The organism is Jatrophihabitans sp. sgz311053 (genome assembly GCF_056135305.1).
The window spans coordinates 50,575-72,113 of sequence record NZ_JBWAXP010000003.1; the positions used below are offsets into that span (position 1 = coordinate 50,575).

At 72.5% G+C, this 21,539-nt stretch carries 22 protein-coding genes; 5 read left to right on the forward strand and 17 right to left on the reverse strand.

Annotated features, from left to right (window positions below; all coding sequences use genetic code 11):
• The first annotated feature begins 10 nt into the window (after nucleotides 1–10).
• Complete coding sequence (locus tag AC0NZQ_RS18185) at nucleotides 11–286, forward strand: hypothetical protein (protein ID WP_474531491.1); 276 nt, start codon at nucleotides 11–13, stop codon at nucleotides 284–286.
• Between the two features lie 7 nt (nucleotides 287–293).
• On the opposite strand, the gene AC0NZQ_RS18190 is transcribed toward AC0NZQ_RS18185, so the two are convergent.
• From AC0NZQ_RS18190 to AC0NZQ_RS18235, 10 genes are all read right to left on the reverse strand, one after another.
• Complete coding sequence (locus AC0NZQ_RS18190) at nucleotides 294–1,310, reverse strand: hypothetical protein (RefSeq protein ID WP_474531492.1); 1,017 nt, start codon at nucleotides 1,308–1,310, stop codon at nucleotides 294–296.
• 67 nt (nucleotides 1,311–1,377) lie between these two features.
• Entirely contained in the window at nucleotides 1,378–2,160 is a 783-nt protein-coding gene (locus AC0NZQ_RS18195) for a M56 family metallopeptidase (protein WP_474531493.1), read from the reverse strand.
• Nucleotides 2,161–2,228: 68 nt separating this feature from the next.
• Entirely contained in the window at nucleotides 2,229–2,714 is a 486-nt protein-coding gene (locus AC0NZQ_RS18200; protein ID WP_474531494.1) for a BlaI/MecI/CopY family transcriptional regulator, read from the reverse strand.
• Nucleotides 2,693–4,360: a thiol reductant ABC exporter subunit CydC gene (gene cydC / locus AC0NZQ_RS18205; protein ID WP_474531495.1), complete on the reverse strand. Its 1,668-nt coding sequence runs from the start codon at nucleotides 4,358–4,360 to the stop codon at nucleotides 2,693–2,695. The genes AC0NZQ_RS18200 and cydC overlap by 22 nt, the downstream gene beginning before the upstream one ends.
• Nucleotides 4,357–5,949, reverse strand: a complete 1,593-nt coding sequence (gene cydD, locus AC0NZQ_RS18210; RefSeq protein ID WP_474531496.1) for a thiol reductant ABC exporter subunit CydD — start codon at nucleotides 5,947–5,949, stop codon at nucleotides 4,357–4,359. Before cydD ends, cydC begins: the two co-directional genes overlap by 4 nt.
• Entirely contained in the window at nucleotides 5,949–6,971 is a 1,023-nt protein-coding gene (gene cydB, locus AC0NZQ_RS18215) for a cytochrome d ubiquinol oxidase subunit II (protein WP_474531497.1), read from the reverse strand. The genes cydD and cydB overlap by 1 nt, the downstream gene beginning before the upstream one ends.
• 12 nt (nucleotides 6,972–6,983) lie before the next feature.
• Complete coding sequence (locus AC0NZQ_RS18220) at nucleotides 6,984–8,435, reverse strand: cytochrome ubiquinol oxidase subunit I (RefSeq protein ID WP_474531498.1); 1,452 nt, start codon at nucleotides 8,433–8,435, stop codon at nucleotides 6,984–6,986.
• 75 nt (nucleotides 8,436–8,510) lie between these two features.
• Nucleotides 8,511–9,791 carry a crotonyl-CoA carboxylase/reductase gene (gene ccrA / locus AC0NZQ_RS18225; RefSeq protein ID WP_474532024.1) on the reverse strand — a complete coding sequence of 427 codons (1,281 nt, stop codon included), beginning with the start codon at nucleotides 9,789–9,791 and terminating at the stop codon, nucleotides 8,511–8,513.
• A 117-nt stretch (nucleotides 9,792–9,908) separates the two neighbouring features.
• Nucleotides 9,909–10,343, reverse strand: coding sequence for a methylmalonyl-CoA epimerase (mce, locus tag AC0NZQ_RS18230; RefSeq protein WP_474531499.1), 435 nt, complete (start codon nucleotides 10,341–10,343; stop codon nucleotides 9,909–9,911).
• Nucleotides 10,340–10,834, reverse strand: a complete 495-nt coding sequence (locus AC0NZQ_RS18235) for a GNAT family N-acetyltransferase (RefSeq protein WP_474531500.1) — start codon at nucleotides 10,832–10,834, stop codon at nucleotides 10,340–10,342. Before AC0NZQ_RS18235 ends, mce begins: the two co-directional genes overlap by 4 nt.
• Before the next feature lie 145 nt (nucleotides 10,835–10,979).
• Here AC0NZQ_RS18235 and AC0NZQ_RS18240 point away from each other — a divergent pair, with 145 nt between their 5' ends.
• Together AC0NZQ_RS18240 and meaB are read left to right on the forward strand one after the other, a co-directional pair.
• Nucleotides 10,980–12,164 (forward strand): acetyl-CoA C-acetyltransferase, encoded by a 1,185-nt coding sequence (locus AC0NZQ_RS18240; RefSeq protein ID WP_474531501.1) that lies wholly within the window; start codon nucleotides 10,980–10,982, stop codon nucleotides 12,162–12,164.
• Between the two features lie 6 nt (nucleotides 12,165–12,170).
• The gene (gene meaB, locus AC0NZQ_RS18245) at nucleotides 12,171–13,136 is read left to right on the forward strand and encodes a methylmalonyl Co-A mutase-associated GTPase MeaB (RefSeq protein WP_474531502.1); all 966 of its coding nucleotides are present in this window, start codon (nucleotides 12,171–12,173) and stop codon (nucleotides 13,134–13,136) included.
• Nucleotides 13,137–13,189: 53 nt separating this feature from the next.
• On the opposite strand, the gene AC0NZQ_RS18250 is transcribed toward meaB, so the two are convergent.
• The 3 genes from AC0NZQ_RS18250 to AC0NZQ_RS18260 all read right to left on the reverse strand — a co-directional run bounded on the left by AC0NZQ_RS18250 (nucleotide 13,190) and on the right by AC0NZQ_RS18260 (nucleotide 16,184).
• On the reverse strand, nucleotides 13,190–14,371 hold the full coding sequence (locus tag AC0NZQ_RS18250; RefSeq protein WP_474531503.1) for an alpha/beta fold hydrolase: 1,182 nt from the start codon (nucleotides 14,369–14,371) through the stop codon (nucleotides 13,190–13,192).
• A gap of 105 nt (nucleotides 14,372–14,476) precedes the next feature.
• Nucleotides 14,477–15,235, reverse strand: a complete 759-nt coding sequence (locus AC0NZQ_RS18255; protein WP_474531504.1) for a DUF2127 domain-containing protein — start codon at nucleotides 15,233–15,235, stop codon at nucleotides 14,477–14,479.
• Nucleotides 15,201–16,184 (reverse strand): EamA family transporter, encoded by a 984-nt coding sequence (locus tag AC0NZQ_RS18260; protein ID WP_474531505.1) that lies wholly within the window; start codon nucleotides 16,182–16,184, stop codon nucleotides 15,201–15,203. Before AC0NZQ_RS18260 ends, AC0NZQ_RS18255 begins: the two co-directional genes overlap by 35 nt.
• Nucleotides 16,185–16,256: 72 nt before the next feature.
• Here AC0NZQ_RS18260 and AC0NZQ_RS18265 point away from each other — a divergent pair, with 72 nt between their 5' ends.
• A complete protein-coding gene (locus AC0NZQ_RS18265) occupies nucleotides 16,257–17,162 on the forward strand; it encodes a LysR family transcriptional regulator (protein WP_474531506.1) in 906 nt (301 codons plus the stop codon).
• Between the two features lie 7 nt (nucleotides 17,163–17,169).
• Here AC0NZQ_RS18265 and AC0NZQ_RS18270 read toward each other — a convergent pair whose 3' ends face one another.
• Together AC0NZQ_RS18270 and AC0NZQ_RS18275 are read right to left on the reverse strand one after the other, a co-directional pair.
• A complete protein-coding gene (locus tag AC0NZQ_RS18270) occupies nucleotides 17,170–18,342 on the reverse strand; it encodes an acyl-CoA dehydrogenase family protein (RefSeq protein ID WP_474531507.1) in 1,173 nt (390 codons plus the stop codon).
• A gap of 10 nt (nucleotides 18,343–18,352) precedes the next feature.
• The gene (locus tag AC0NZQ_RS18275; protein ID WP_474531508.1) at nucleotides 18,353–19,102 is read right to left on the reverse strand and encodes a M14 family zinc carboxypeptidase; all 750 of its coding nucleotides are present in this window, start codon (nucleotides 19,100–19,102) and stop codon (nucleotides 18,353–18,355) included.
• Nucleotides 19,103–19,146: 44 nt separating this feature from the next.
• On the opposite strand from AC0NZQ_RS18275, the gene AC0NZQ_RS18280 reads away from it, so the two are divergent.
• Complete coding sequence (locus tag AC0NZQ_RS18280; protein WP_474531509.1) at nucleotides 19,147–19,659, forward strand: MarR family winged helix-turn-helix transcriptional regulator; 513 nt, start codon at nucleotides 19,147–19,149, stop codon at nucleotides 19,657–19,659.
• 20 nt (nucleotides 19,660–19,679) lie between these two features.
• Here the strand turns inward: AC0NZQ_RS18280 and AC0NZQ_RS18285 are convergent, their stop codons facing one another.
• Nucleotides 19,680–20,516: a sortase family protein gene (locus AC0NZQ_RS18285; protein WP_474531510.1), complete on the reverse strand. Its 837-nt coding sequence runs from the start codon at nucleotides 20,514–20,516 to the stop codon at nucleotides 19,680–19,682.
• Nucleotides 20,517–20,600: 84 nt separating this feature from the next.
• Complete coding sequence (locus AC0NZQ_RS18290) at nucleotides 20,601–21,530, reverse strand: EamA family transporter (RefSeq protein WP_474531511.1); 930 nt, start codon at nucleotides 21,528–21,530, stop codon at nucleotides 20,601–20,603.
• Nucleotides 21,531–21,539 lie beyond the last annotated feature (9 nt).

Below are 21,539 nucleotides of genomic sequence, written 5' to 3' on the forward strand. Positions count from 1 at the left end.
AGGAGGTGCGATGGCGCGGCGTAATCGGCGGGCGTCGTCCCCTGCCCCGGTGTTGCGCTCCTCGTCGCATCAGACGACGGCGACCTTCCGTGGCGTCGACTACACGGTCCGGACCGTCAGCGGTCAGGCCGCCGCGAAGCCCTACCGCTGTCCGGGCTGCGATCAGCTGGTCGTGCCGGGCACGCCCCACGTCGTGGTGTGGCCCTACGAGGACATGGACGCCACCGACCGGCGGCACTGGCACACACCCTGCTGGAGCGCGCGCGAGCGTCGCGGCCCCCGCTGAGGGCGGGTCAGCTCGGCCCGGCGTCCGGGGCCGGGGTCTCGACCGGAGGGGGAGTCGAGCGCGGCAGGGAGGGCTCGTCGGGCGTGGCGGCGCGTGACTCGTCCAGCGAGGCCCGCAGCTGGGCCTGCAGCGTCTCCAGCTGCGCGTGGGTCTGATCCCGGACGCCGTGCAACCGTCGCACCTCGTGGGTCGCGTCGGCGATGAGTTGCGCGGCCGTCTGCCGGGCCTCGGTGACCGTCCGTTCGGCCTCGGCGTCGGCGCGAGCCTGCTGGGCGGTCTGCTGCTCGTGTGCCTGCCGGCGCCGGACGCCGAGCGTGATGTCGAAGTCCTCATCGGCGCGGGCGCGTTCCGCCGCCGCGGCGGCGTCGAGGCGCTCCCGTTCGGCGGCGTGCTCGGTGTCGAGGCGCTCCCGTTCGGCGGCGTGCTCGGCGTCCAGGCGTTCCCGCTCGGCCTGCGCGGCGGCGGAGAGCTGGTCCTCGGCGGTGCGGGTCCGGGCCTCGCTCTCGGCCAGTGCCGCCTCGACCTCGGCCTTGTGCGCCTCGGCCTCGGCGATGCGGCGGCGGAAGGTCTCCTCCGCCTCCGTCATCCGCTCAGCTGCCTCGCCGACGATGCGCTCGGCCTCGGCCTGAGCGGCGGCGCGGGTGCGAGCAGCCGCGTCGGCGGCACCGTTGGTGACCTGCTCGGCACGGGCCTGGGCGTCGGCGCGCACCTTGGCGCCGTCGGCTGCGGCGCTCTGCAGGATCTGGGTGACCTTCTCGTCGACGTTGGCCGAGGTGATGGTCTCCGACGCTGCCCGGACCTGCCGCCGCAGCGACTCAATCTGGGCCTGCGCGCTCGCCAGCTGGGCGGCGAGGTCCGCGCTGCGCGCCGCGGCGGCATCGCGCTCGGCGGCCGTGGCCCGAAGGTCGTCGTCCAGCCGGCTGACTTCGCGGTCGACCTGGGCGCGGTCGTAACCGCGCATCGCCGTGTCGAAGCCGCGGCTCGAGTCGTAGAGCGGCAGCAGGTCAGAGTTGTGCTCCACCATCGCCCCAGTTTCCCACCGTCGACTGTGAGGTCCACACCGGGTCACGCAACCGCAACCGCCTCGGCACTCAGGCGACGGCGAGGGTGAGCAGAGCCCAGGGCGCGATCAGCAGCGCGAGCGCGAAGACGAGCATCGTGGCCCGCATGGCCGCCGGGGCAGGCGGCTCGACGAGCAGCAGCATCCTGGCCTCGGTCGCGGTGCTGCCGCCCTCCTCGAGCCCCGTCACCGGGTGCGCGCCGCGGGCCAGCCGCACCAGTGCCCGGGCCAGGGCGGTCGGCCCCGCGGCGCGGCGCGCGGCCCGGTCGGCGAGGACCTCGGCCAGCAGCGCGACCTCGCGGAGCGCGGCCGCGCAGCGCAGCGGCGCCGGCACGCTGCAATGGACGACGGTGAAGAACTCCAGGATGAGATCGTGGCGGGCCCGCAGGTGTGCGCGCTCGTGAGCCAGCACGGCGCCGAGCTCGGCCGGCTCCAGGGCCGCGAGGGCACCGGCGGAGAGCACCACCCGGCGTCGCAGGCCCGGCAGGCAGTACGCCGTGGGGGTGGGGTGGTCCAGCACCCGGACCCCGCTGTCCGGGCCGGCGTCGCGGGTGCCGAGCAGATCCACCAGCTGCCGGTGGCGGCGACGTTCGGCGCGCAGCGTCGTGCCGACCCGGTGCCCGGACCACAGCAGCCGGGTCAGCATGCCTGCCCCGACCAGCAGCGAGACGACGAGCCAGGCCGCGGGCAGGTGTGACGCCGCCGCGGCGGCGGGGGCGGCGACGAGGGCGGCCACGACCGCGGCCAACGAGACCGCCTGCCACACCAGCAGGGCCTCCAGCGGCGCCCGCCGGAACCCCGTGAACCGCGCCATCAGCCGAGGCCCCGGACCGGCCAGCAGCAGGGCCAGCGCGAGGAGCCCCAGCGCCGCGGTGACGCCGATCAGCGGGGCCGTCCGCGCCGGCCCGCACCCTTCGTGGCGCCCGCTGCGCCGTCCGCAGTGACGTCGGCCGCGCCGTCAGCAGTGACGTCGGCCGCGTCGGCTGCGCGTCGCTCCACCTCGGCCAGGGCGGCGCGCAGGTCGGCGAGGTCGTCGGGGCTCGCGGCGTCGACGAAATGCAGCAGCGCGGCCCGCCGGTCATCCGAGCCCAGTGGCTCGAGCTGCTCGTGCATGGTCTGTGCTGTCAGCTGCTCGCGGCTGTCCGCGGCGCTGTAGAGATACGCGCGGCCCTGCCGGTGACGCTCCAGCACGCCGTTGTCGGCCAACCGCGTCATCACCGTCATGACCGTCGTGTAGGCGAGGTCCCGGCTGGGCGCGAGGCGCTCGTGCACCTCGCGGACGCTCACCGGCCCGGCCTGCTGCCAGACCTGCTGCATGACGGCCTGTTCGAGATCTCCGAGCTTGTTCAGAGCCTTGCGGTAGGGCACGGGACTTCCTCGCGGTCGGGCGCGGCCTGGCGGTCCGGCGGAACGAGCTCCATCATGCCGTCCGCCGGGAGGTACGCCCGCTCGTGGTGGCCCGCGACGATCACCGTGCGTCTGGCCCGTCCCCGCCACAGGTCGCCCAGCACGGCGGCTGCGGTCTCGTGGTCCAGATGCGCGGTGGGCTCATCCAGTAGCAGCACCGGACGTCCGGAGAGCAGCGCCCGGGCCAAGCCCAGGCGAGCCCGTTCGCCGCCGCTCACGCCCTGGCCCCCGGTGCCGAGGCGGGTCGCCAGCCCGGCGGGGAGCGCAGCGCGCCAGACCCCCAGACCGGCCGCGACCAGCGCGGCGTCGATGTCGGTGTCCGTCGCGTCGGGACGCGCCAGGCGCAGGTTGTCCCGAACGCTCGCCGCGAAGAGGTGGGGGTCGTCGTCGACGACCGCGATCAGCTCGCGGACGGCCTCCGGGTCGAGCCGGCGGACATCGACGCCGTCGACGCTGAGGCTGCCGCCGGCAGGATCGAGGCGGCGGGCCAGGACGGCGATCAGGGTCGACTTCCCGGCGCCGCTGGGGCCGCCGAGCGCGATCACGCTCCCGGCCGGGACGCGGGCCGACACCGGGGCCAGGGCCGGGTCCGTGCGACCCGGCCAGCACGCGGTGACGTCACGGAGCAGCAGCTCCGGGACGGTCGCCGTGACCGGTCGCGCCGTCGTCCCGGTGTCGCGTACCGCCGCGGGGAGGCCGAGGACATGGGACAGCCGGGACGACGCGGCGCGGCCCGCGGCGAGGGCCCGGACCACATCGGGCAGGCCGGCCCAAGCCTCGGCCAGGGCCAGCGGGATCAGCACGGCGAGGGCGGCCACGGCGGGACTGCGTCCCGACGCGGTGGCGGCGACGGCGCAGAGGACGGCGGCGACCCAAGCACCGACGGTGGCCGTCGCCTCCACCAGCGCCACCGTGCGGGTCTGCGAGCGCAGGCCCCGGCCGACCCGCCGATGGGCCTCGTCCAGCAGCGCGAGCAGGCGCTCGGCACCGCCGACGGCCCGCACCTCGGCCGCGCGGTGCGTCCCGAGGTCGGCCAGCCGAGCCACCTCAGCCCGCAGGGTCACCAGCCGGGCGAGGGTCCGCGACTCGCGACGCGTGCCGAGCAGCATGACCGCCGCCACGAGCAGTGCGTAGGCCGCGACCACCAGTCCGGCCCACGGCGTGACGAGCCCGCTGACGACGATCCCCCCGGTCGCGGCGACGGTTGCGGCGACGAGCGGCACGGTGACCCGCACCCCGGACTCGACGAGATCGGTGACGTCGTCGACGACGCCGGCCAGCGTCGCGGCCTGGCTGCGGCCGGACGAGGCGACCTGGCCGATGTCGACCAGCTCGCGGTACACCCGGGTGCGCGTCGCGGCCAGCTCGTCGAGGACGGCGTCGTGAGCCCGCAGCCGTTCGACGTAGCGCAGCAGCGGGCGCGCCATGCCGAAGGCACGGACGGCGACCACCGCGGTGAGCAGCGTGAGGATGATCGGTCGCTCGGCGGCCCGGACCACCAGCCACGCCGAGGTGGCGGTGAGGGCGACACCGGCGCCGAGGGCGAGCCCGCCGACCACTCCGGCGCGGAGGGTGTGGCCGCGGACGAGGGGGAGTGCCGTCGTCATACCGGCATCACCTCCGCCACCCTCGGGTCCGCGATCAGGAGGCGATGGTCCGCGAGCGCGGTGAGCTCGTCGCGATGGGTCACGACCACGACGCACCGGCTACGAGCGAGCTGCACCAGCGCCCCATGGACGGCCTCGGCGCTCACCGCGTCGAGGTGGGCGGTCGGCTCGTCGAGCAGGACCACCGGGGCGTCGTCGACGAGCGCGCGGGCGATCGCCAGCCGGCTGCGCTGCCCGGCGGAGAGGGTCCCGCCGTCCTCACCGAGCAGCGTGGCCAACCCGGCCGGCAGGGCGGTCACGACGTCGGCGAGCGCCACGGCTCGCAGCGCCGCCCACAGCTCGTCGTCCGGAGCCGACCGTGACAGCGTGAGGTTCTCCCGGACGCTGCCCGCGGTGAGCAGCGGGCGCTGGGCCACCAGGTGCGCCCGGCCGGCGCGGACCGTGCCCGCCGCGGGGCTCCGCAGCCCGGCCAGCAGCTCCAGCAGCGTCGTCTTCCCCGCCCCGGAGGGCCCGGTGACGACCGTGAGGCCGATGTCGGCGGTGAGATCGAGGCCGGTGAGGGTGTCGCGCTCCCGACCCGGGTAGCAGTAGCTCAGGCCGCGGGCACGGACCTCGGTCAGCTCCGATGCGGGCGGTGTCGCGGCGGCCGGGCGCGCGGAGAGGAGCCCGGCGGCGGCCCGCAGTGCCGCCGCGCCGTCGGCGGCGTTGTGGAACTCGGCGCCCACCCGCCGGATCGGCCAGTAGGCCTCGGGAGCGAGCAGGATCGCCGTCAGGCCGGTGCGCAGGTCCAGCCCGCCGGCGGCGAGCCGGATGCCGACGAAGACCGCCACGATGGCCACGCAGATCGTGGCCAGCAGCTCCAGCGCCACCGCGCTCAGGAAGGCCAGGCGCAGGGTGCGCATCGTCGCCGCGCGGTGCCGCTGACCGACGCTGTCCACGACCTCGGCCTGCCGGCGGGCACGGCCATAACCGGTCAGCGTGGGCAGGCCCAGGACGGCCTCGCGGAAGTGACCGGCCAGGTCGGTGAGCGCGCGCCAGCGCCGCTCCGTGGCGTCCCTGGTCCCCGCGCCGACGAGGGCGGCGAAGAGCGGCAGCAGCGGCAGCGTGCACGCCACCACGACGGCGCTCAGGGGGTCGACCACGACGAGCGCGCCCAGCGTCAGCACCGGGACGACCGCAGCCGTCACCAGCGCGGGCAGGAAGCGCACGACGTAGGGCTCGATGCTCGCCGCGCCCTGGACCGCGAGGGTGCGGACCACCTCCGGATCGTCGGTCCCGCTCGCCGGTCCCGACAGCCGGTCGGCCAGCAACCGGCGCCGGAGGGCGGCACTGACACGGGCGGCCGAGGCGGCGCCGACCTCCTCACCGGCGACGCCGAGCAGGCCGCGGAGCCCGACCAGGACGAGCAGGCAGACGGCGGGACCGGCGCTGACGTGCCCGGCCGCGACACCGGTGACCAGAGCGGCGAGCGCGAAGACGCCGGCCACCGTGGCGGCGCCCCGCAGGCTGCCGACGACACCGAGGACCACGACCGTGCGTCGCAGCTCGGGCAGCAGCCGCAGCGCGGCAGGGTCGAGCGGTGGCGGCATCAGGCACCGACCGGCGGCAGGTGACGGGTGCCGATGCGGCGGCGGAAGATCCAGTAGGTCCAGCCCTGGTAGATCAGCACGATGGGCGTGAAGGCCAGCGCCACCCACGTCATGATCCGCAGCGTGTACCCGGTGCTGGCCGCGGCGTCGACCGTCAGCGACCAGTCCGGGTTCAGCGTGCTGGGGACGACATCGGGAAAGAGCAGCAGGAAGTACGTGGCGACGGTGAGGGCGATGGCCACGAAGGTGCCGGCGAAGGCCCACCCCTCCCGGCCGCGGGCGGCTGCGGCCAGCCCACCGAGCAGGGCCACCGCGGCGAGGGCCGAGGTCGTCCAGGACCAGGCGTCCCCGCGCTCGGCTCCGAGGATGCCGAGCAGCGCCACGGCGAGCAGCGCCGTCACGGTGCCGGTGCGCAGGGCCAGCCGGCGCGCCTCGAGACGGATGGCGCCCACCGTCTTCAGGGCGGTGAAGAGGGCGCCGTGGGTGAGGAAGATCGCCGTCGTGGTCAGCCCGCCGAGCAGCGCCACCGGATGCAGCAGGGACAGCAGCGTGCCGGTGAACTCGTGGTCGGCGTCGATGGGCAGGCCGCGGACCAGGGTGGTGAGCGCGACGCCCCAGAGGAACGCCGGCAGGATCGAGCCGCCGATGATCGCCACGTCCCAGCGGCGACGCCAGCGGGCATCGGTGCGCTTGGCCCGGTACTCGAAGCCCAGGTTGCGGACGATGAGGGCGACGAGGACCAGCAGCAGCGGCAGGTACATCGCGCTGAACATGGTGGCGTACCACTGCGGGAAGGCGGCGAAGGTCGCCCCGCCGGCGGTGAGCAGCCAGACCTCGTTGCCGTCCCAGAGCGGGCCGATGGTGTTGATCATGACCCGCCGCCGGGACTCGGTCTCCTCGGCGTCGCCGCCGCGGCCGAGGACGGGCAGCAGCATGCCGACCCCGAAGTCGAAGCCCTCGAGGGTGAGGTACCCCGTCCAGAGGACCCCGATGAGGACGAACCAGAAGGTGGTGAGCTCCATCGTCGGCTCCGATCAGTAGGCGAAGGCCAGGACGCGGTCGTCGTCCTCGGCGCCGTCGGGGTGGTCGTCGTTGTCGACCGGGGGCGGGGGTGAGAACGGCTCCGGTCCCGGCTTGGCGTAGCGCAGGAACAGCCGCACCTCGATGACGGCGAGGACGCCGTAGAGGAGCGTGAAGACCACCAGCGACAGCAGCACCTGCACCGCCGGGACGCTGGGAGAGACCGCCTTGTCGGTGGTCATCAGCCCGAAGACGGCCCACGGCTGCCGACCGGTCTCGGTGAAGATCCAGCCGAAGCTGTTCCCCAGCACCGGCAGCAGCGGCAGCGCGATGGCCAGGCGGGGCCACCAGCGACCGCGCGGCGTCCCGCCGCGTCGGGTGAGCCACAGCAGCGCCAGCGCGACCAGCACCGACGCCATCCCGATGCCGATCATGAGGCGGAACGACCAGTAGGCCAGCGGGATGTTGGGGGCGTAGTCGGCGACGCCGGTGAGACCGCCGCCGCCGTAGCGCTGCAGGTACTCGGTCTTGAGCTCGTCGATGCCCTGGACCTTGCCGTCGAAGCTGCCGGTGGCCAGGAAGCTGAGCAGACCGGGGACGGTGATGGCGAACCGTTCCTTCGAGCCGTCCAGCGTCCCGATGGTGAGCAGCGAGAAGGGCGCGTGGCCGTCGCTGCTGCGGTAGAGCGCCTCGGCCGCGGCCATCTTCATGGGCTGGACCTCGGTCATGATCTTGCCCTGGATGTCGCCGGTGAGGGCGAGCGCGGCGCCGGAGACCAGGGTCACCCAGGCGCCGAGCCGGGTCGCGCGACGGTGGGTGCCGGCGTCCTCACCGTCCGGGCTGCGGTGCAGGTGCCACAGCGAGACCGCCATGACGACACCGCCCCCGACGAGGTAGGACGCCGCAAGCACGTGCGGGAACGTGACGAGCTGGACCTTGTTGGTGAGCACCGCGAGGAAGTCGGTGAGCTCGGCGCGCTTCGTCTCGGGGTTGAAGCGGAACCCCACCGGGTTCTGCATGAACGAGTTGGCGGTGAGGATGAAGTAGGCCGAGAGCACGGTGCCGAGGTGGACGATCCACATCGTGGCGGCGTGCAGCCGCTCGGGGATGCGTCCCCAGCCGAAGATCCACAGGCCCAGGAAGGTGGACTCGAGGAAGAACGCCAGCAGCGCCTCGATGGCGAGCGGGGCACCGAAGATGTCGCCGACGAAGCGGCTGTAGTCCGACCAGTTCATGCCGAACTGGAACTCCTGCACGATGCCCGTCACCAGGCCGAGTGCGAAGTTGACGGTGAAGAGCTTGCCGAAGAACTTGGCGAGGCGGAGGTCGTCCGGCTCGTGCCGCCGTACCCACCGGGAGTGATACCAGGCGACGATCGCCGACAGCCCGATCGTGATCGGGACGAAGAGGAAGTGATAGACGGTGGTGATCGCGAACTGCCACCGCGCGAGGTCGAGCTTGTCCACGTGCGCTCCCGGGTCGAACTACGACGGTACGTAGTAATACTACGCACCGTCGTAGTTCGACGGGAAGCGGGTGGCCTACCGGTTGCGGAAGCGGTTGATCTCGTCGATGTGCCGGGCGCGGAGCTCGGTGTCGCGGACGCCGAGGCCCTCCTCGGGGGCGAGGCAGAGCACGCCGACCTTGCCTTGGTGGAGGTTGTGATGGACGTCCAGGGACGCCTGGCCGACCTCGTCCAGGGTGTAGGTGCGCGACACGGTGGGGTGGATCTTGCCCTGGGCGATGAGGCGGTTGGCCTCGTAGGCCTCGCGGTAGTTGGCGAAGTGGCTGGAGACGATCCGCTTGAGGTTCATCCAGAGGTAGCGGTTGTCGTACTCGTGCAGGAAGCCGGTCGTCGAGGCGCAGGTGGTGATGGTGCCGCCCTTGCGGGTGACGTAGACCGAGGCGCCGAAGGTCTCGCGGCCGGGGTGCTCGAAGACGATGTCGATGTCCTCGCCGCCGGTGAGCTCACGGATCCGCTTGCCCAGGCGCTGCCACTCCTTGGGGTTCTGCCGCGTGCCCTCCTCGTTCCAGAACTGCCACTTCTCCTCGGCGCGGTTGATGATCATCGTGGCGCCCATCGACCGGACGATCTCAGCCTTCTCCTCATTGGAGACCACGCAGATCGGGTTGGCGCCGCCGTTGAGGGCGTACTGTGTGGCGAAGCCACCGAGGCCACCGGAGGCGCCCCAGATGAGGACGTTGTCGCCCTGCTTCATCTGCCCGCCGTTGCGCGACACCAGCTGGCGGTACGCCGTGGCGTTCACCAGTCCGGGCGAGGCGGCCTCCTCCCAGGTCAGGTGGGCGGGCTTGTCGAGCAGCTGGTTGGACTTGACGAGCGCGATGTGGGCCAGGCCGCCGAAGTTGGTCTCGAAGCCCCAGATCCGCTGCTGCGGATCCATCATCGAGTCGTCGTGACCGGCCGGGTCCTCGAGCTCGACGGAGAGACAGTGGGCCACGACCTCGGCACCGGGCTGCCACTTCGTGACGCCAGGGCCGGTCTTGAGGACGACGCCGGCGAGGTCGGAGCCGACGATGTGGTACGGCAGGTCGTGACGCTTGGTGAGCGGCGACAGCCGGCCGTAGCGCTCCAGGAAGCCGAAGGTGGAGACCGGTTCGAAGATGGAGGTCCAGACGGTGTTGTAGTTGATCGCCGAGGCCATGACGGCGACCAGCGCCTCACCGGGACCGAGCTCGGGCAGCGCCACCTCCTCGACGTGGATCGACTTGCGCGGATCCTTGTCGCGGCTGGCCAGCCCCTCGAACATGTCGACCTCGTCCTTGTGAACGGTCGCGGCCGTGTACGACTCCGGCAGGCTCATGCCTGCGAAGTCGGCGGCGGGCGTGTCGCCGGCCAAGATCGCGGAGCGGATGTCGTCGATGCTGGTCACACGGGCCTCCAGGGTGAGGTCGGCAGAAGTTACCGGACAGTAACTAACTCAATGGGTGGATGTCGCGGCGGGCTCGACGAGCTCGACGAGCACGCCGCGGGCGTCCTTCGGGTGGACGAAGTTCACGCGGCTGTCGGAGGTGCCGCGTCGGGGCTGGTCGTAGAGCAGGCGCATGCCGCGCTCGCGCAGGGTCGCCGACACCGCCTCGATGTCGGTCACGGTGTAGGCCACCTGCTGGACGCCGGGGCCGTTGCGGCCGATGAACTTCGCGATCGTCGACTGCTCGTTCAGTGGCGCCAGCAGCTGGATGCGCGTCGCACCGTCGCCGACGGCCAGCATGGCCTCCCGGACGCCCTGCTCCTCGTTGACCTCCTCATGGACGCTCACCACCCCGAAGGTGTCGCGGTAGAACGCGATGGCGTCGTCGAGATCGGGCACGGCGATGCCCACGTGGTCGATCTTGCTGAAGAGGCTGTCGGTCACGTGCGCTCCTTGCTGAGGTGGACGAGATGTGGTGGCCCGACCCGTTCGTCGGGTGCCACGCGGTGATAGCCGTGTCGTTCGTAGAAGGCGATGTTGGCCTCGCTCTTCGGGCCGGTCGTGAGCACGTTGCGGCGGGTGGTGACCGGGGCGAGCGACTCGATGTGGTCCAGCAGCCGCCCCCCGATGCCGTGTCCCTGCAGATCCGGGACGACGCCGAGGCGGCCGATGTACCAGGACTCCGGATCCGAGACGGGGTCGAGCAGGCGTCCCCGCACCGTTCCCACGATGCGGTTGCCGTGCACGGCCACCAGCGCGGTCTCGGTGCGCAGGTCCTCGCGCACCTCGTCCAGGGTCTGGGTCAGCGGCGGGATGTCGAACGTGTGGTGACGTCGACCCTCGGCGACCCAGGCGGCGAGCTGCAGGGTGAGCACCTCGCCGGCATCCTCGACCGTGGCCGCGCGTAACGCCACGTTCACAGTCGGGGCAGGCACGCCTCATCGTGGCAACAGCAAAGGTTTCCTGGCGAGCCTGATGTGCCGGGCAGTGCTCGGGTTCACACGTGTTCACCGGCGCAGCGTGTGTGTCGATCTGGTTACAGTGAGCCACTGTTCGCGGTCGACCTCTGGAGGATTCCCCATGGCCGGATCTGTCATCGTCAGCGGCGCTCGCACGCCCATGGGACGCCTGCTCGGCTCGCTGAAGGACTTCACGGGCGCTGATCTCGGCGGCATCGCCATCAAGGCCGCGCTCGAGCGCTCCGGCGTCTCGCCCGACCAGGTCCAGTACGTGATCATGGGCCAGGTGCTGCAGGCCGGCGCCGGCCAGATCCCGGCCCGCAACGCCGCCGTCAAGGCCGGCATCCCGATGAACGTCCCCGCGCTGACCATCAACAAGGTCTGTCTATCCGGCCTGGACGCGATCGCGCTCGCCGACCAGCTCATCCGCGCCGGCGAGTTCGACATCATCGTCGCCGGCGGCCAGGAGTCGATGACCCAGGCCCCGCACCTGCTGCCCAAGTCCCGCAGCGGCTACAAGTACGGCTCGCTGGAGGTCCTGGACGCGATGGCCTTCGACGGCCTCACCGACATCTTCGATCACGTCCCCATGGGTGAGTCGACCGACAACGTCAACAAGAAGCTCGGCCTCACCCGCGAGGAGCAGGACGCCTTCAGCGCCCGCTCGCACCAGCGTGCCGCCGAGGCGCAGAAGAACGGCCTCTTCGACGAGGAGATCACCCCGGTCTTCATCCCGCAGCGCAAGGGCGACCCGATCGAGTTCCGCGAGGACGAGGGCATCCGCGGTGACACCACCGTCGAGTCGCTGAGCAAGCTGCGTCCCGCCTTCAACAGGGACGGCACCATCACCGCCGGCTCGGCCTCGCAGATCTCCGACGGCGCGGCGGCCGTCGTCGTCATGAGCAAGGCCAAGGCCGAGGAGCTGGGGCTGAGCTGGCTCGCCGAGATCGGCGCCCACGGCAATGTCGCGGGTCCGGACAACTCGCTGCAGAGCCAGCCGGCCAACGCGATCAAGGACGCGCTGCGCAAGGAGGGCCTGGAGGTCGGCGACATCGATCTCTTCGAGATGAACGAGGCCTTCGCCGCCGTCGGCATCCAGTCCACCAAGGACCTCGGCATCAGCGACGAGATCGTCAACGTCAACGGTGGCGCCATCGCCCTCGGCCACCCCATCGGCATGTCCGGCGCGCGGCTCGCGCTGCACCTGGCGCTCGAGCTCAAGCGGCGCGGCGGTGGCAAGGGTGCGGCGGCGCTCTGCGGTGGCGGCGGTCAGGGCGACGCGCTGATCCTGCACGTCCCTGCCTAACACCCGGTGGCAAGGCGACGCGACACCGATGTCGCCGACCTCGTCGAGCGGGCCCGGTCCGGCAGCGCCCGGGCCGTGGCCCGCTTGATCTCGTTGGTCGAGAACGACTCACCCACCCTGCGCGAGGTCGCGGCGGCGCTGGCGCCGCACGGCGGTCGTGCCCAGGTCGTCGGCCTCACCGGTTCACCGGGGGTGGGCAAGTCCACCTCCACCAACGCGCTGGTCTCGGCGCTGCGGGCGCGGGACGTGCGCGTGGGCGTGCTCGCGGTAGACCCCTCTTCGCCCTTCTCCGGCGGGGCCCTGCTCGGCGACCGGATCCGTATGCAGGACCATGCCGGCGACGACGAGGTCTTCATCCGGTCGATGGCCTCGCGGGGCCAGCTGGGCGGGCTGTCGGCGGCGGTGCCGCAGGCATTGCGGGTGCTGGACGCCGCGGGCTGCGACGTCGTCCTCGTCGAGACCGTGGGGGTCGGGCAGGCCGAACTCGAGATCGCCTCGCTGGCCGACACCACGCTGCTCGTGCTGGCGCCCGGCTACGGTGACGGTATCCAGGCGGCCAAGGCCGGCATCCTCGAGATCGCCGATGTCTTCGTCGTCAACAAGGCCGATCGGGACGGTGCCGCGCAGGTGGCCCGCGATCTGCGGCACATGCAGAGCCTCGCCGGCCGCAACGACCCGGAACGCGACTGGCGGCCGCCGATCGTCAAGACCGTCGCCGCCAGGGGCGAGGGGGTTGCCGATGTCGTCGCGGCGATCGACGCCCACCGCGCCTGGATGAGCGGCAGCGGCGAGTTCGAGCGACGTCGCCGGGCCCGCGCCGCCGCGGAGATCGAGGCCATCGCCCTGGGAACCGTGCGTCGGCGCCTGGAGCACGTCCGTGGCTCCGCTGCCCTGGCGGATGCCGCCGCCCGCGTCGTCGCCGGCGACTCCGACCCCTACACCGCCGCCGACGCCCTGGTCAGCTCGCTATAGCCCGGTTTTGGCGGCAGCGGCTCGGATATGAGCGTTCGCCGCCACAATCGGGATCAGAGGGAGGCGAGGAACTCGCGGGTGAGATCGGCGGTCTTCTCGCGGTACTCGAACTGGGGGACGTGCCCGCAGTCGTCGAAGATGACCGTCCGCGCCGAGGGCAGCGCCTCGTCGACGAAGCGCGCGAAGCCGGCGGGGACGAGGGTGTCGCGATCGCCCCAGATGAAGAGCGCGGGCGGGACCAGGCCGGGGAGGCGCTCCCAGAACCCCTTCTCGCCGAAAGGCTCGTCGAGGTAGATGTGGCGCAGCGCCGAGAAGGTGGAGAGCCGGTTCGCACGGATCGAGATCATCCGGATGAACTCGTCCATCGCGGCGTCGAGCCAGGGGTCAGGGATCCGCGCCGGGTCGGCGAAGAGCTGCCGCAGGCCGCGCATCGCGACCCGGCGCGGGATGCGCACCGGCAATGCGGCCAGCTCGTCCGGGACGATGCGCACGAACGGCACCAGCTGGCGCAGCTTGCGGAAGGCCACGGCGGGGCAGAGCAGCACCAGGCCACGGACCAGCTCCGGATGCAGCATCGCGGTCTCGAGCGAGGTGCGGCCGCCGAGACTGTTGCCGACGAGGACGGCGGGGGAGTTGCCGGTCTGGCGCAGGAAGTCGGCCAGCCACTCGCCGAGATAGGGCGCGGCGTGAGCCGTCCCGCGCGCCTCGGTGCCGCCGTGGCCGGGGAGGTCCGGTGCGAGGACGTGGTACTTCGCCGACAGCGCCGGGATGAGCGGCAGCATCGAGGCGTTGGTGGCGCTCAGGCCGTGGACGAGCACGACCGGGGGCGCGTCGACCGGACCTGCCTCCAGGTAGAAGGTGTCGATGCCGGCGGCGCGGACGGACCGCGTGTAGGTGCGCGAGTCGTCGGCGGCGTCGCCCGGGAACATGCCGTCCAGCTGCAGCGCCAGCGCCAGGTTGCCCCGGACGGTGAGGTCACCGTCGAGGAAGGCGCCGATGCCGCTGCGCCGGCCGGAGACGACGTCGGTCAGCACGCCCACCGAGGCTCGGACGGTGGTGGTCGGATGCCCGCGGCGACCCGGATGGGCCACGGCGCGGCCCTGGTCGATGGCGACCGTCCAGGTGGCGAGCCCGCCCGCGGTGAACTCCAGACTCGCGGTCGTGTCGGCCAGCAGCGGGTGGTAGAGGCCCAGCAGTCGCTGCTCGAGCAGCGGCAGCAGGTCGTTCTGCGTCACGCGCTGCCCTCCTCACGTCGTCGGCACGGCACGGGATTCCGAGTCTCCCACGCGGCCTCGGCGTCCGGGCAGGGCCCGGCAGAGACAACCGTCGGGTCCGAGACCTCAGCCCCGGCCCGCCCCGGTCGTCTCGGGTTTCGCAGCGACGCCGGAGCCGACCGAGGCCTGCTGGACCTCCAGCAGCGACGCCTCGTGCAACGACGCGGCGTAGGCGCGATGTCCGCCGCGGAGGCCGAAGAGTCGCTTGGAGAGCAGCAGATACAGCACCGCCGCAATATTGATCAACAGCACGACGATCTTCAGCCAGGAGGCCTTCTCGGTGATCTCGTACACCTCGAGCGGGATGAAGAGCGTGGTGCCCACCACCGCGACGTACTCGCCCCAGCGCTTGAGCGACCAGAGCCCGATGCCCTCGGCGACCTGCAGCAGGCCGTAGGCCACGATGCCGACCGCGATGAGGGTCAGCGTGGACGGCTTGGCGTGCAGCACCTTCTCGATTGACTCGATCGTCGCCGAGTCCTTCACGTTGACGTGGATCTGGCGGAAGAAGGGGTCGAGCGCCCTGAGGTCCTTCTCGAAGAGCTCCTGCAGGCTCACCTGTGTCGACTTCAGCCGCCAGACGGCGACACCGAGCAGCAGCAGGACGGCACCGCGCAGCCAGCGCTCGATGGCCAGCGCCCGCAGGATGAAGGCGCTCCGCAGCGCCTTGCCGCGCAGCAGGACCGGCGCGTCGCCCGCCGGTCCGCTGCCGTGCGGCTCGCCGAGGACGTAGCTGCCGCAGCGCAGGCAGCGCCACGCATCCCCGAGCGGGGTACCGGCCTCGAGCCGCTCACGGAACTCCGGCTCGGTCGGCGCATAGGTCACGTGGCCGCGCCGCGAGCAGGTCCGCAGGTTCCAGTCCATGAGAACGGACAGTGCCAGCCGCGCGCGGCGCTGTCGACGCCGAGCCGCGTGCGGCTCGGGAGCCCCACAGGACGCCGCCCACCACGGCCACACCGCCGAGGATCTCCACCAGGTCGACGGTCTCGCCCAGCAGCAGCCAGGAGGCCAGCATCCCGACGGCGGGGACGGCCATGGAGAAGGGCGCCACCTGCCCGGCGGGGTTGCGGGAGAGCAGCGCGGTCCACAGCCCGGTCCCGACGAGGGTCGAGACGAGGACCACGTAGGCGAGGCCGAGCAGGGCGGGGATCGCGTGGACACTGACCGCGCCGCGGACGGCACCCCAGTCCCGCCCGGGGCCCTCGACGGCCAGGGACATGGCCAGCATGGGCACGGGCGGGACGATGGTCATCCAGAGCATCAGCCGGAAGGGGCGCTCGGGTCGGGCCTGCCGGCTGGCCAGGTTGCCCAGGGCCCAGCCCAGCCCGCCGGCCAGCGTGAGCAGCAGGGGCAGCAGCGCGCTCACCTGCGCCCGGTGCACCGCGATGAGGGCCAACCCGGCCACGGCAAGCGCAATCCCCGAAGCCTGGCGGCCCGATACACGCTCGCGCAGCAGTAACGCACCGAGCATCACCGTGAACGGCGCCGAACTCTGCAGCACGAGCGAGGCCAGCCCACTGGGCATCCCGCTGTCCATCGCCAGGTACAGGAAGCCGAATTCGAGGATTCCGAAGCCCACCCCGTAGCCGATGAGCCAACGCCACTGGACCTTCGGTCGGGGGACGAAGAGCACGGTCGGCACTGCGATCACGGCGAAGCGGACTGCGACGAGCAGGAAGGGCGGAAACTGCTGCAGCGCGTAGTGCGTCGCGGGGAAGTTGATCCCCCAGATGACGGCGACGAGCAGGGCCAGCAGGCGGTCACGGGTGCTCACGTCCACCATCGTCGCGGCCGCGGCGATTCAGCACTATCGAAATGTCCTTCATGAACGTTGTAGCGTTGCTACATGGACCTTCGGCAGCTGGAAGTGGTGCGCGAGGTCGTCGCGACCGGCAGCGTCACCGCCGCCGCGCAGGTGCTGCACTGCACGCCGTCGGCGGTGTCGCAGCAGCTGCGCGCCGCCGAGCGCTTCACCGGCGTTGCGCTGGTCGAGAAGGACGGCCGCGGCCTGCGACCGACGCCGGCCGGCCACGCGCTGGCCGCCCGGGCCGTGGAGGTGGCGGTAGCCGTCGAGCGGGCCCGTGCCGCCTGCGACGAGTACGTCCGGCGGCCGGGCGGCACCGTGCGGGTGGCGTCCTTCCAGTCCGCCGGCGAGCTGCTCTTCCCCCGACTGCTCTCCGCGCTCGCCGCCCGTCCGGAGTGCGCGGACATCTCGGTGGTCTGCCTCGAGGAGGACGTCGCCCAAGACGAGTTCCCCGAGGTCACGGCCCGTGCCGACATCGTCATCTCCCACCGGCCACGACGCAGCCCGCCGTGGCGGGTGCCGGGCATCGGAGCGGCGCCACTGCTGCACGAGCCCCTGGACGTCGCTGTCCCGGCCGGCCACCGGCTCGCCGAGGTCGCCGACCTGACGCCGGCCGACCTCGTCCGGGAGCAGTGGATCAGCGTCCAACCGGGGTACCCGGTCGCGAACGTGCTCACCGAGCTCGAGGCGCGCGCCGGCTCGACCTTCACGATCGCCCACCGCATCAACGACTTCCGGCTGACTCAGGCGATGGTCGCCGCGGGGCACGGCATCGCCCTGCTGCCCCGCTACACGAGTGCGGATCCCCGGATCGCACTACGTCCGGTTCGCGGCTTCCGGGCCACCCGCACCATCGAGGCGCTCACCCGGGACGACCGCGCCGAGCGCCGCGTCGTTCGCGCAGTTCTGCGCGAACTGCGGCGGCAGGCGGCCGCCGTCACGGCGTGAGCGCCGCTCAGCGGTAGGCGTCGATCCCGGTCAGCGTCGAGCCGAGTACCAGCGTGTGCACCTCGTGGGTGCCCTCGTAGGTGTAGACGGTCTCGAGATTCACCGCGTGCCGCAGCACCGGGTACTCGGTGGTGATGCCGCTGCCGCCGAGGATGGACCGCGCCTCGCGGCACACCTCCAGCGCGCCGCGGACGTTCGCGAACTTGCCGAAGCTGATCTGGTGGGGCTTGACCCGGCCGGCGTCCTTCAGCTGCCCGATGCGCCGCGCGGTGAGCTGCATCTGCTGCACCGAGACGGCGAGGTCGGCGAACTTCTTCTGGGTGAGCTGGAAACCCGAGATCGGCTTGCCGAACTGGGTGCGCTCGCCGGCGTAGTCCAGCGCCGCGGCGAGCGCGTCGCGGGCGGCGCCGGTGACGCCCCAGACGATGCCGTACCGCGCCTCGCTCAGCGACCCCAGCGGGGCCCGCAACCCCTCGGCCTTCGGCAGCCGGCTCGACTCGGGGACGCGTACGTCGTCGAAGGCGAGCTCGCTGGTCACCGAGGCGCGCAGCGAGATCTTGTGGTGCACGTCCTGCGCGGTGAAGCCGGGCATGCCCTTCTCCAGCAGGAAGCCCCGGACGCCCTCCTCGGTCCGCGCCCAGACGACGGCGACGTCGGCCAGCGAGCCGTTGGTGATCCACATCTTCGCGCCGTTGATGACCCAGTCGTCGCCGTCGCGCCGGGCCCGGGTGCGCATCGAGCCGGGGTCGGAGCCGGCGTCGGGCTCGGTGAGGCCGAAGCAGCCGATGAGCTCGCCCTTGGCCATGCCGGGCAGCCACCGCTGCTTCTGCTCCTCGCTGCCGTAGGCGTGGATCGAGTACATGGCCAGCGAGCCCTGCACCGACACCAGCGACCGCAACCCGGAGTCGACAGCCTCGACCTCGGCACAGGCGATGCCGTACTGGGAGGCCTTCGCGCCTCCGCAGCCGTAACCCTCCAGATGCATGCCGAGGACGCCGAGCGCACCGAGCTCCTGCGCCAGCTCCCGGGCAGGGAGGGTGCCCTCCTCGAACCAGGTACGGATGTTCGGCCGCAGCCGGTCGTCGGCGAACTTGCGGACGGTGTCACGCAGCAGGCGGTCGTCGCTGTCGAGCTCGTCGTCGAGGTCGAGCAGGTCCAGGCGGTCGAGGGCGTCGCTCATGCCCTGGACGCTACCCGCCGAGACGGCCGCCCATCGCCCGGACGATCGCCAACGGAGCCTTGGCCAGGCGGGTCTTGGACGGCCGCGCGCCGAACTCGACCGTCACCGCCGCGCCGTACCGCTTGTGGGTGTACCACCGGGTCATCGAGCCGTGGCACTCGCTCCAGCAGCGGAAGGCCTTGACGGGCAGCGCGAGGTTGCGCGCCAGGCGGTCGCGGAAGCCACGGTCGATGCGGCCGCCGTCGGTGGAGTCCACGCCGAAGAGCGGCTGGTGCAGCGAGGCCAGGTAGCGCGGCTTGAGCTTCGTCAGGAAGCGCATCAGAGCGCGGGACTCGGGCTGGTCGAGCGCCCGCTTGCCGGAGTAGTGCATCCCCTTCAGTCGCGCCCAGCGATAGCTGAAGTTGCGGTTGAGGTCGACGCCCCGCGCGTTCTGGCGGGTGCCGCGGGCGTACCCGTCGGGATTGGCGGTGGGGATGACCCAGAGGTTCAGCCCGGTGACCGGGCGCCCCGACAGCAGCGCCTTCGCGACCCGCACGCCCGCCTTCTCGTCGCCGTGGAGCTGGCCGAGGACGACGGCGGTCCGGTGGCTGCGGGCATTGCCCAGGTGATAGGCGACGATCGGCCGGTGCTGGACGCTGTAACCGATGACCTGGCGGCCGATGACGGTCCGCGTCCGGGCCTCGGCCGGCGTCGCCGTCACGCAGAGGCCGGCCGCGAGCAGCGCGGCGAGCAGGAGGGCGGACGGACGACGCGCGCGCATGATCACTGGTCTGCCCCGGGTCCCGATGGCCTAATCTCTGTGCCGTGCCGACGCCGCTGCCGTTCGACCCCGTCGCGCGGGCCGGTGAGCTCTGGCAGCAGCACTGGCCCGACGAGCCCGACGGCGTCTACGCCTCGATGCGCGCGGTCACCTCGATCATGCGGGCCCATCAGATCATCATGGCGCGGCTCGACGCCATGCTGCGCCCGTACGGCATCACCTTCAGCCGGTACGAGGCGCTGGTGCTCCTCGTCCACTCGCGCGAGGGTGCGCTGCCGCTGTCCAAGATCGGCGAGCGGCTGCAGGTGCACGCCACCTCCGTGACCAACGTGATCGACCGGTTGGAGGGTGCCGGCCTCGTCCGCCGGGAGCCCAACCCGCGCGACGGCCGCGGCACCCTCGCGGTGATCACGGATGCCGGCCGGGCCGTCGCGGCGAAGGCGACCGCCGCCTTCAACGCCGAGCGCTTCGCCGTGGGCGCCGTCCCCGAGGACGAGCTCGCCGAGCTCTTCACCATCCTGCGTCGGGTGCGGGTCGCCGCCGGCGACTTCGACTGAGCGGACCCCGCCGGTCACGCTCAGCCTGCGGGACGGGCCGAGACGAGGCGCGCTTCGACGATGACGTTGTAGTCCAGGTCGCGGCCGCCGTGCACGGCACAGGTCACCAGGACGACGCGCCGGGGGAGGGTGTCGTCCTCGATCCGCCGGACGAGCCCGAACTGCGGCTTGGGGACGGCGAAGGTCGTGCCGACGCGGTAGGTGAGGACGCCGTGCCGGGTCCAGAGCGTGAGCGTCGAACCGGCGAGTGCGGTGATGGTCCGGGTCGGCACCCCGCTGCGGTACACGGTGCGTCCCCGCGCGATCTGCGCGCTCGCCAGCCGGGAGAGCCGTCCCAGCACGGTCTTCGGATCCCGGGCGAAAGAGTGGCCGAGGATGTAGGTCGTGTCGGTGCGCGAACCCGGCGCGACGCCCATCGGCGCCTCGACCCAGCAGACCTGCTGGCGTGGGTTTCCGGGCGGATCGAGCACCATCGCGTTCGGCATCGCGCAGACCCGCGAGGTGACGCTGAAGCCGGGGCCGTCGAAGCGGAACCGGGTCGGTCGCGCCGGCGCCACCGGCTGCATCGCCGGGACGCTGCGCGCCTTCTGCGTCGCCGGGACGCTGCGCGCCTTCGGCGCCGCAGCGACGTGGACAGCCGGCGCCGCGGCGGCGGACGCCGGTGTGACCGGCGGCGCGGGTAGCCGATCCGGGTGCCGCCCGGCGACGGTGGCGTGGGACCGCGGCTCGTGGCGCCTCGCAGGCTCGCTGCGGGCAGCCGGCACGGTCAGGGTGACGACGAGCAGCGCGGCGCCGGGGAGCGCGATCCGGCGGCACGATCGCAGCAGGACAGGAGGGGTTGGCCCGGGGGAAGCCATGAAGCGAGCGTAAGCCGGTTATGACGGATTGCAACCGCGCGTCTGGTGTGGGTGGCTTTGCCGCTCCGGTCCTGTCGCAGCGGGTCAGACCGGCCCGGCGACGCAGGCGGGTTCGACCGGGGCGACGGAGTTGCTCGCCGGCCGGGGCTGGCGCGCCTGTAGCAGGGTGACGCCGGCACTGGCGACCATGACCAGCGCGATGCCCCACAGCTGCAGCGGGGTGGGGTGCTGGTCGAGCAGGACCAGCCCGGCCAGGGCCGCCATCCCCGGATTCAGGCTGGTCAGCACGCCGAAGGCCGCCGTTGGCAGCCGCCGCAGGGCGAGCAGGTCCAGGCTGTACGGGATCGCGCTGGAGAGGACGCCCACGGCCAGACCCATCGCGAGGACGTCCCCGGAGAAGAGCGCGGTGCCGGCGGTGGCGACGCCGATCGGGAACATCAGCAGCGCGCCCGCGGTGCAGCCGACGGCGAGCCCGGCCAGCCCCGCACCCTGCCGGCCGAGCCGGCTGCTGAGGACGATGTATCCCGCCCAGCAGCAGGCCGCCGTCAGCGCGCAGGCGACGCCGACGAGGTTGCCCGCAGGCAACGCCCCGGCCAGCAGCCCGACGCCTGCCGCCGCGGGAAGCGCCCACGCCCGGACCCGCCAGGAGCGGGCGGTGACCAGCGCGACGCCGAGCGGACCGAGGAACTCCAGGGTGATGACGGTGGCCAGCGGCAGCCGCTCGATCGCCAGGTAGAGCGAGGTGTTCATGGCGGTGAAGACGGCGCCGAAGAGCAGCGCGGCGCGCAGGTCGTCCCGGCTGCGGATGCGTCGCCAGGGCCGGGTGACGGCGAGCAGCACCAGCGAGGCGACGACGAGGCGGAGGGCGACGGTGCCGAGCGCGCCGACACGGTCGAAGAGGTGGGCGGCCAGCGCTGCGCCGAACTGGACGGAGGTCACGCTGACGACGGCGAGGCCGGTCCCGATTCCGGTTCCGGCGCCGGCGGTTCCCGGACGGGGGTCGACTGCGCTCACGGAGGAGAC

What these genes read in the sequence shown, in the direction of transcription:
- AC0NZQ_RS18195 (WP_474531493.1), bottom strand. Translation starts at nt 2,160, where the DNA reads ATGGCGCGGTTCACGGGGTTCCGGCGGGCGCCGCTGGAGGCCCTGCTG.
- AC0NZQ_RS18265 (WP_474531506.1), top strand. Translation starts at nt 16,257, where the DNA reads ATGGACCTTCGGCAGCTGGAAGTGGTGCGCGAGGTCGTCGCGACCGGC.
- AC0NZQ_RS18275 (WP_474531508.1), bottom strand. Translation starts at nt 19,102, where the DNA reads ATGCGCGCGCGTCGTCCGTCCGCCCTCCTGCTCGCCGCGCTGCTCGCG.
- cydD (WP_474531496.1), bottom strand. Translation starts at nt 5,949, where the DNA reads ATGCCGCCACCGCTCGACCCTGCCGCGCTGCGGCTGCTGCCCGAGCTG.
- cydB (WP_474531497.1), bottom strand. Translation starts at nt 6,971, where the DNA reads ATGGAGCTCACCACCTTCTGGTTCGTCCTCATCGGGGTCCTCTGGACG.
- cydC (WP_474531495.1), bottom strand. Translation starts at nt 4,360, where the DNA reads ATGACGACGGCACTCCCCCTCGTCCGCGGCCACACCCTCCGCGCCGGA.
- AC0NZQ_RS18185 (WP_474531491.1), top strand. Translation starts at nt 11, where the DNA reads ATGGCGCGGCGTAATCGGCGGGCGTCGTCCCCTGCCCCGGTGTTGCGC.
- ccrA (WP_474532024.1), bottom strand. Translation starts at nt 9,791, where the DNA reads ATGAGCCTGCCGGAGTCGTACACGGCCGCGACCGTTCACAAGGACGAG.
- AC0NZQ_RS18270 (WP_474531507.1), bottom strand. Translation starts at nt 18,342, where the DNA reads ATGAGCGACGCCCTCGACCGCCTGGACCTGCTCGACCTCGACGACGAG.
- AC0NZQ_RS18190 (WP_474531492.1), bottom strand. Translation starts at nt 1,310, where the DNA reads ATGGTGGAGCACAACTCTGACCTGCTGCCGCTCTACGACTCGAGCCGC.
- AC0NZQ_RS18285 (WP_474531510.1), bottom strand. Translation starts at nt 20,516, where the DNA reads ATGGCTTCCCCCGGGCCAACCCCTCCTGTCCTGCTGCGATCGTGCCGC.
- AC0NZQ_RS18240 (WP_474531501.1), top strand. Translation starts at nt 10,980, where the DNA reads ATGGCCGGATCTGTCATCGTCAGCGGCGCTCGCACGCCCATGGGACGC.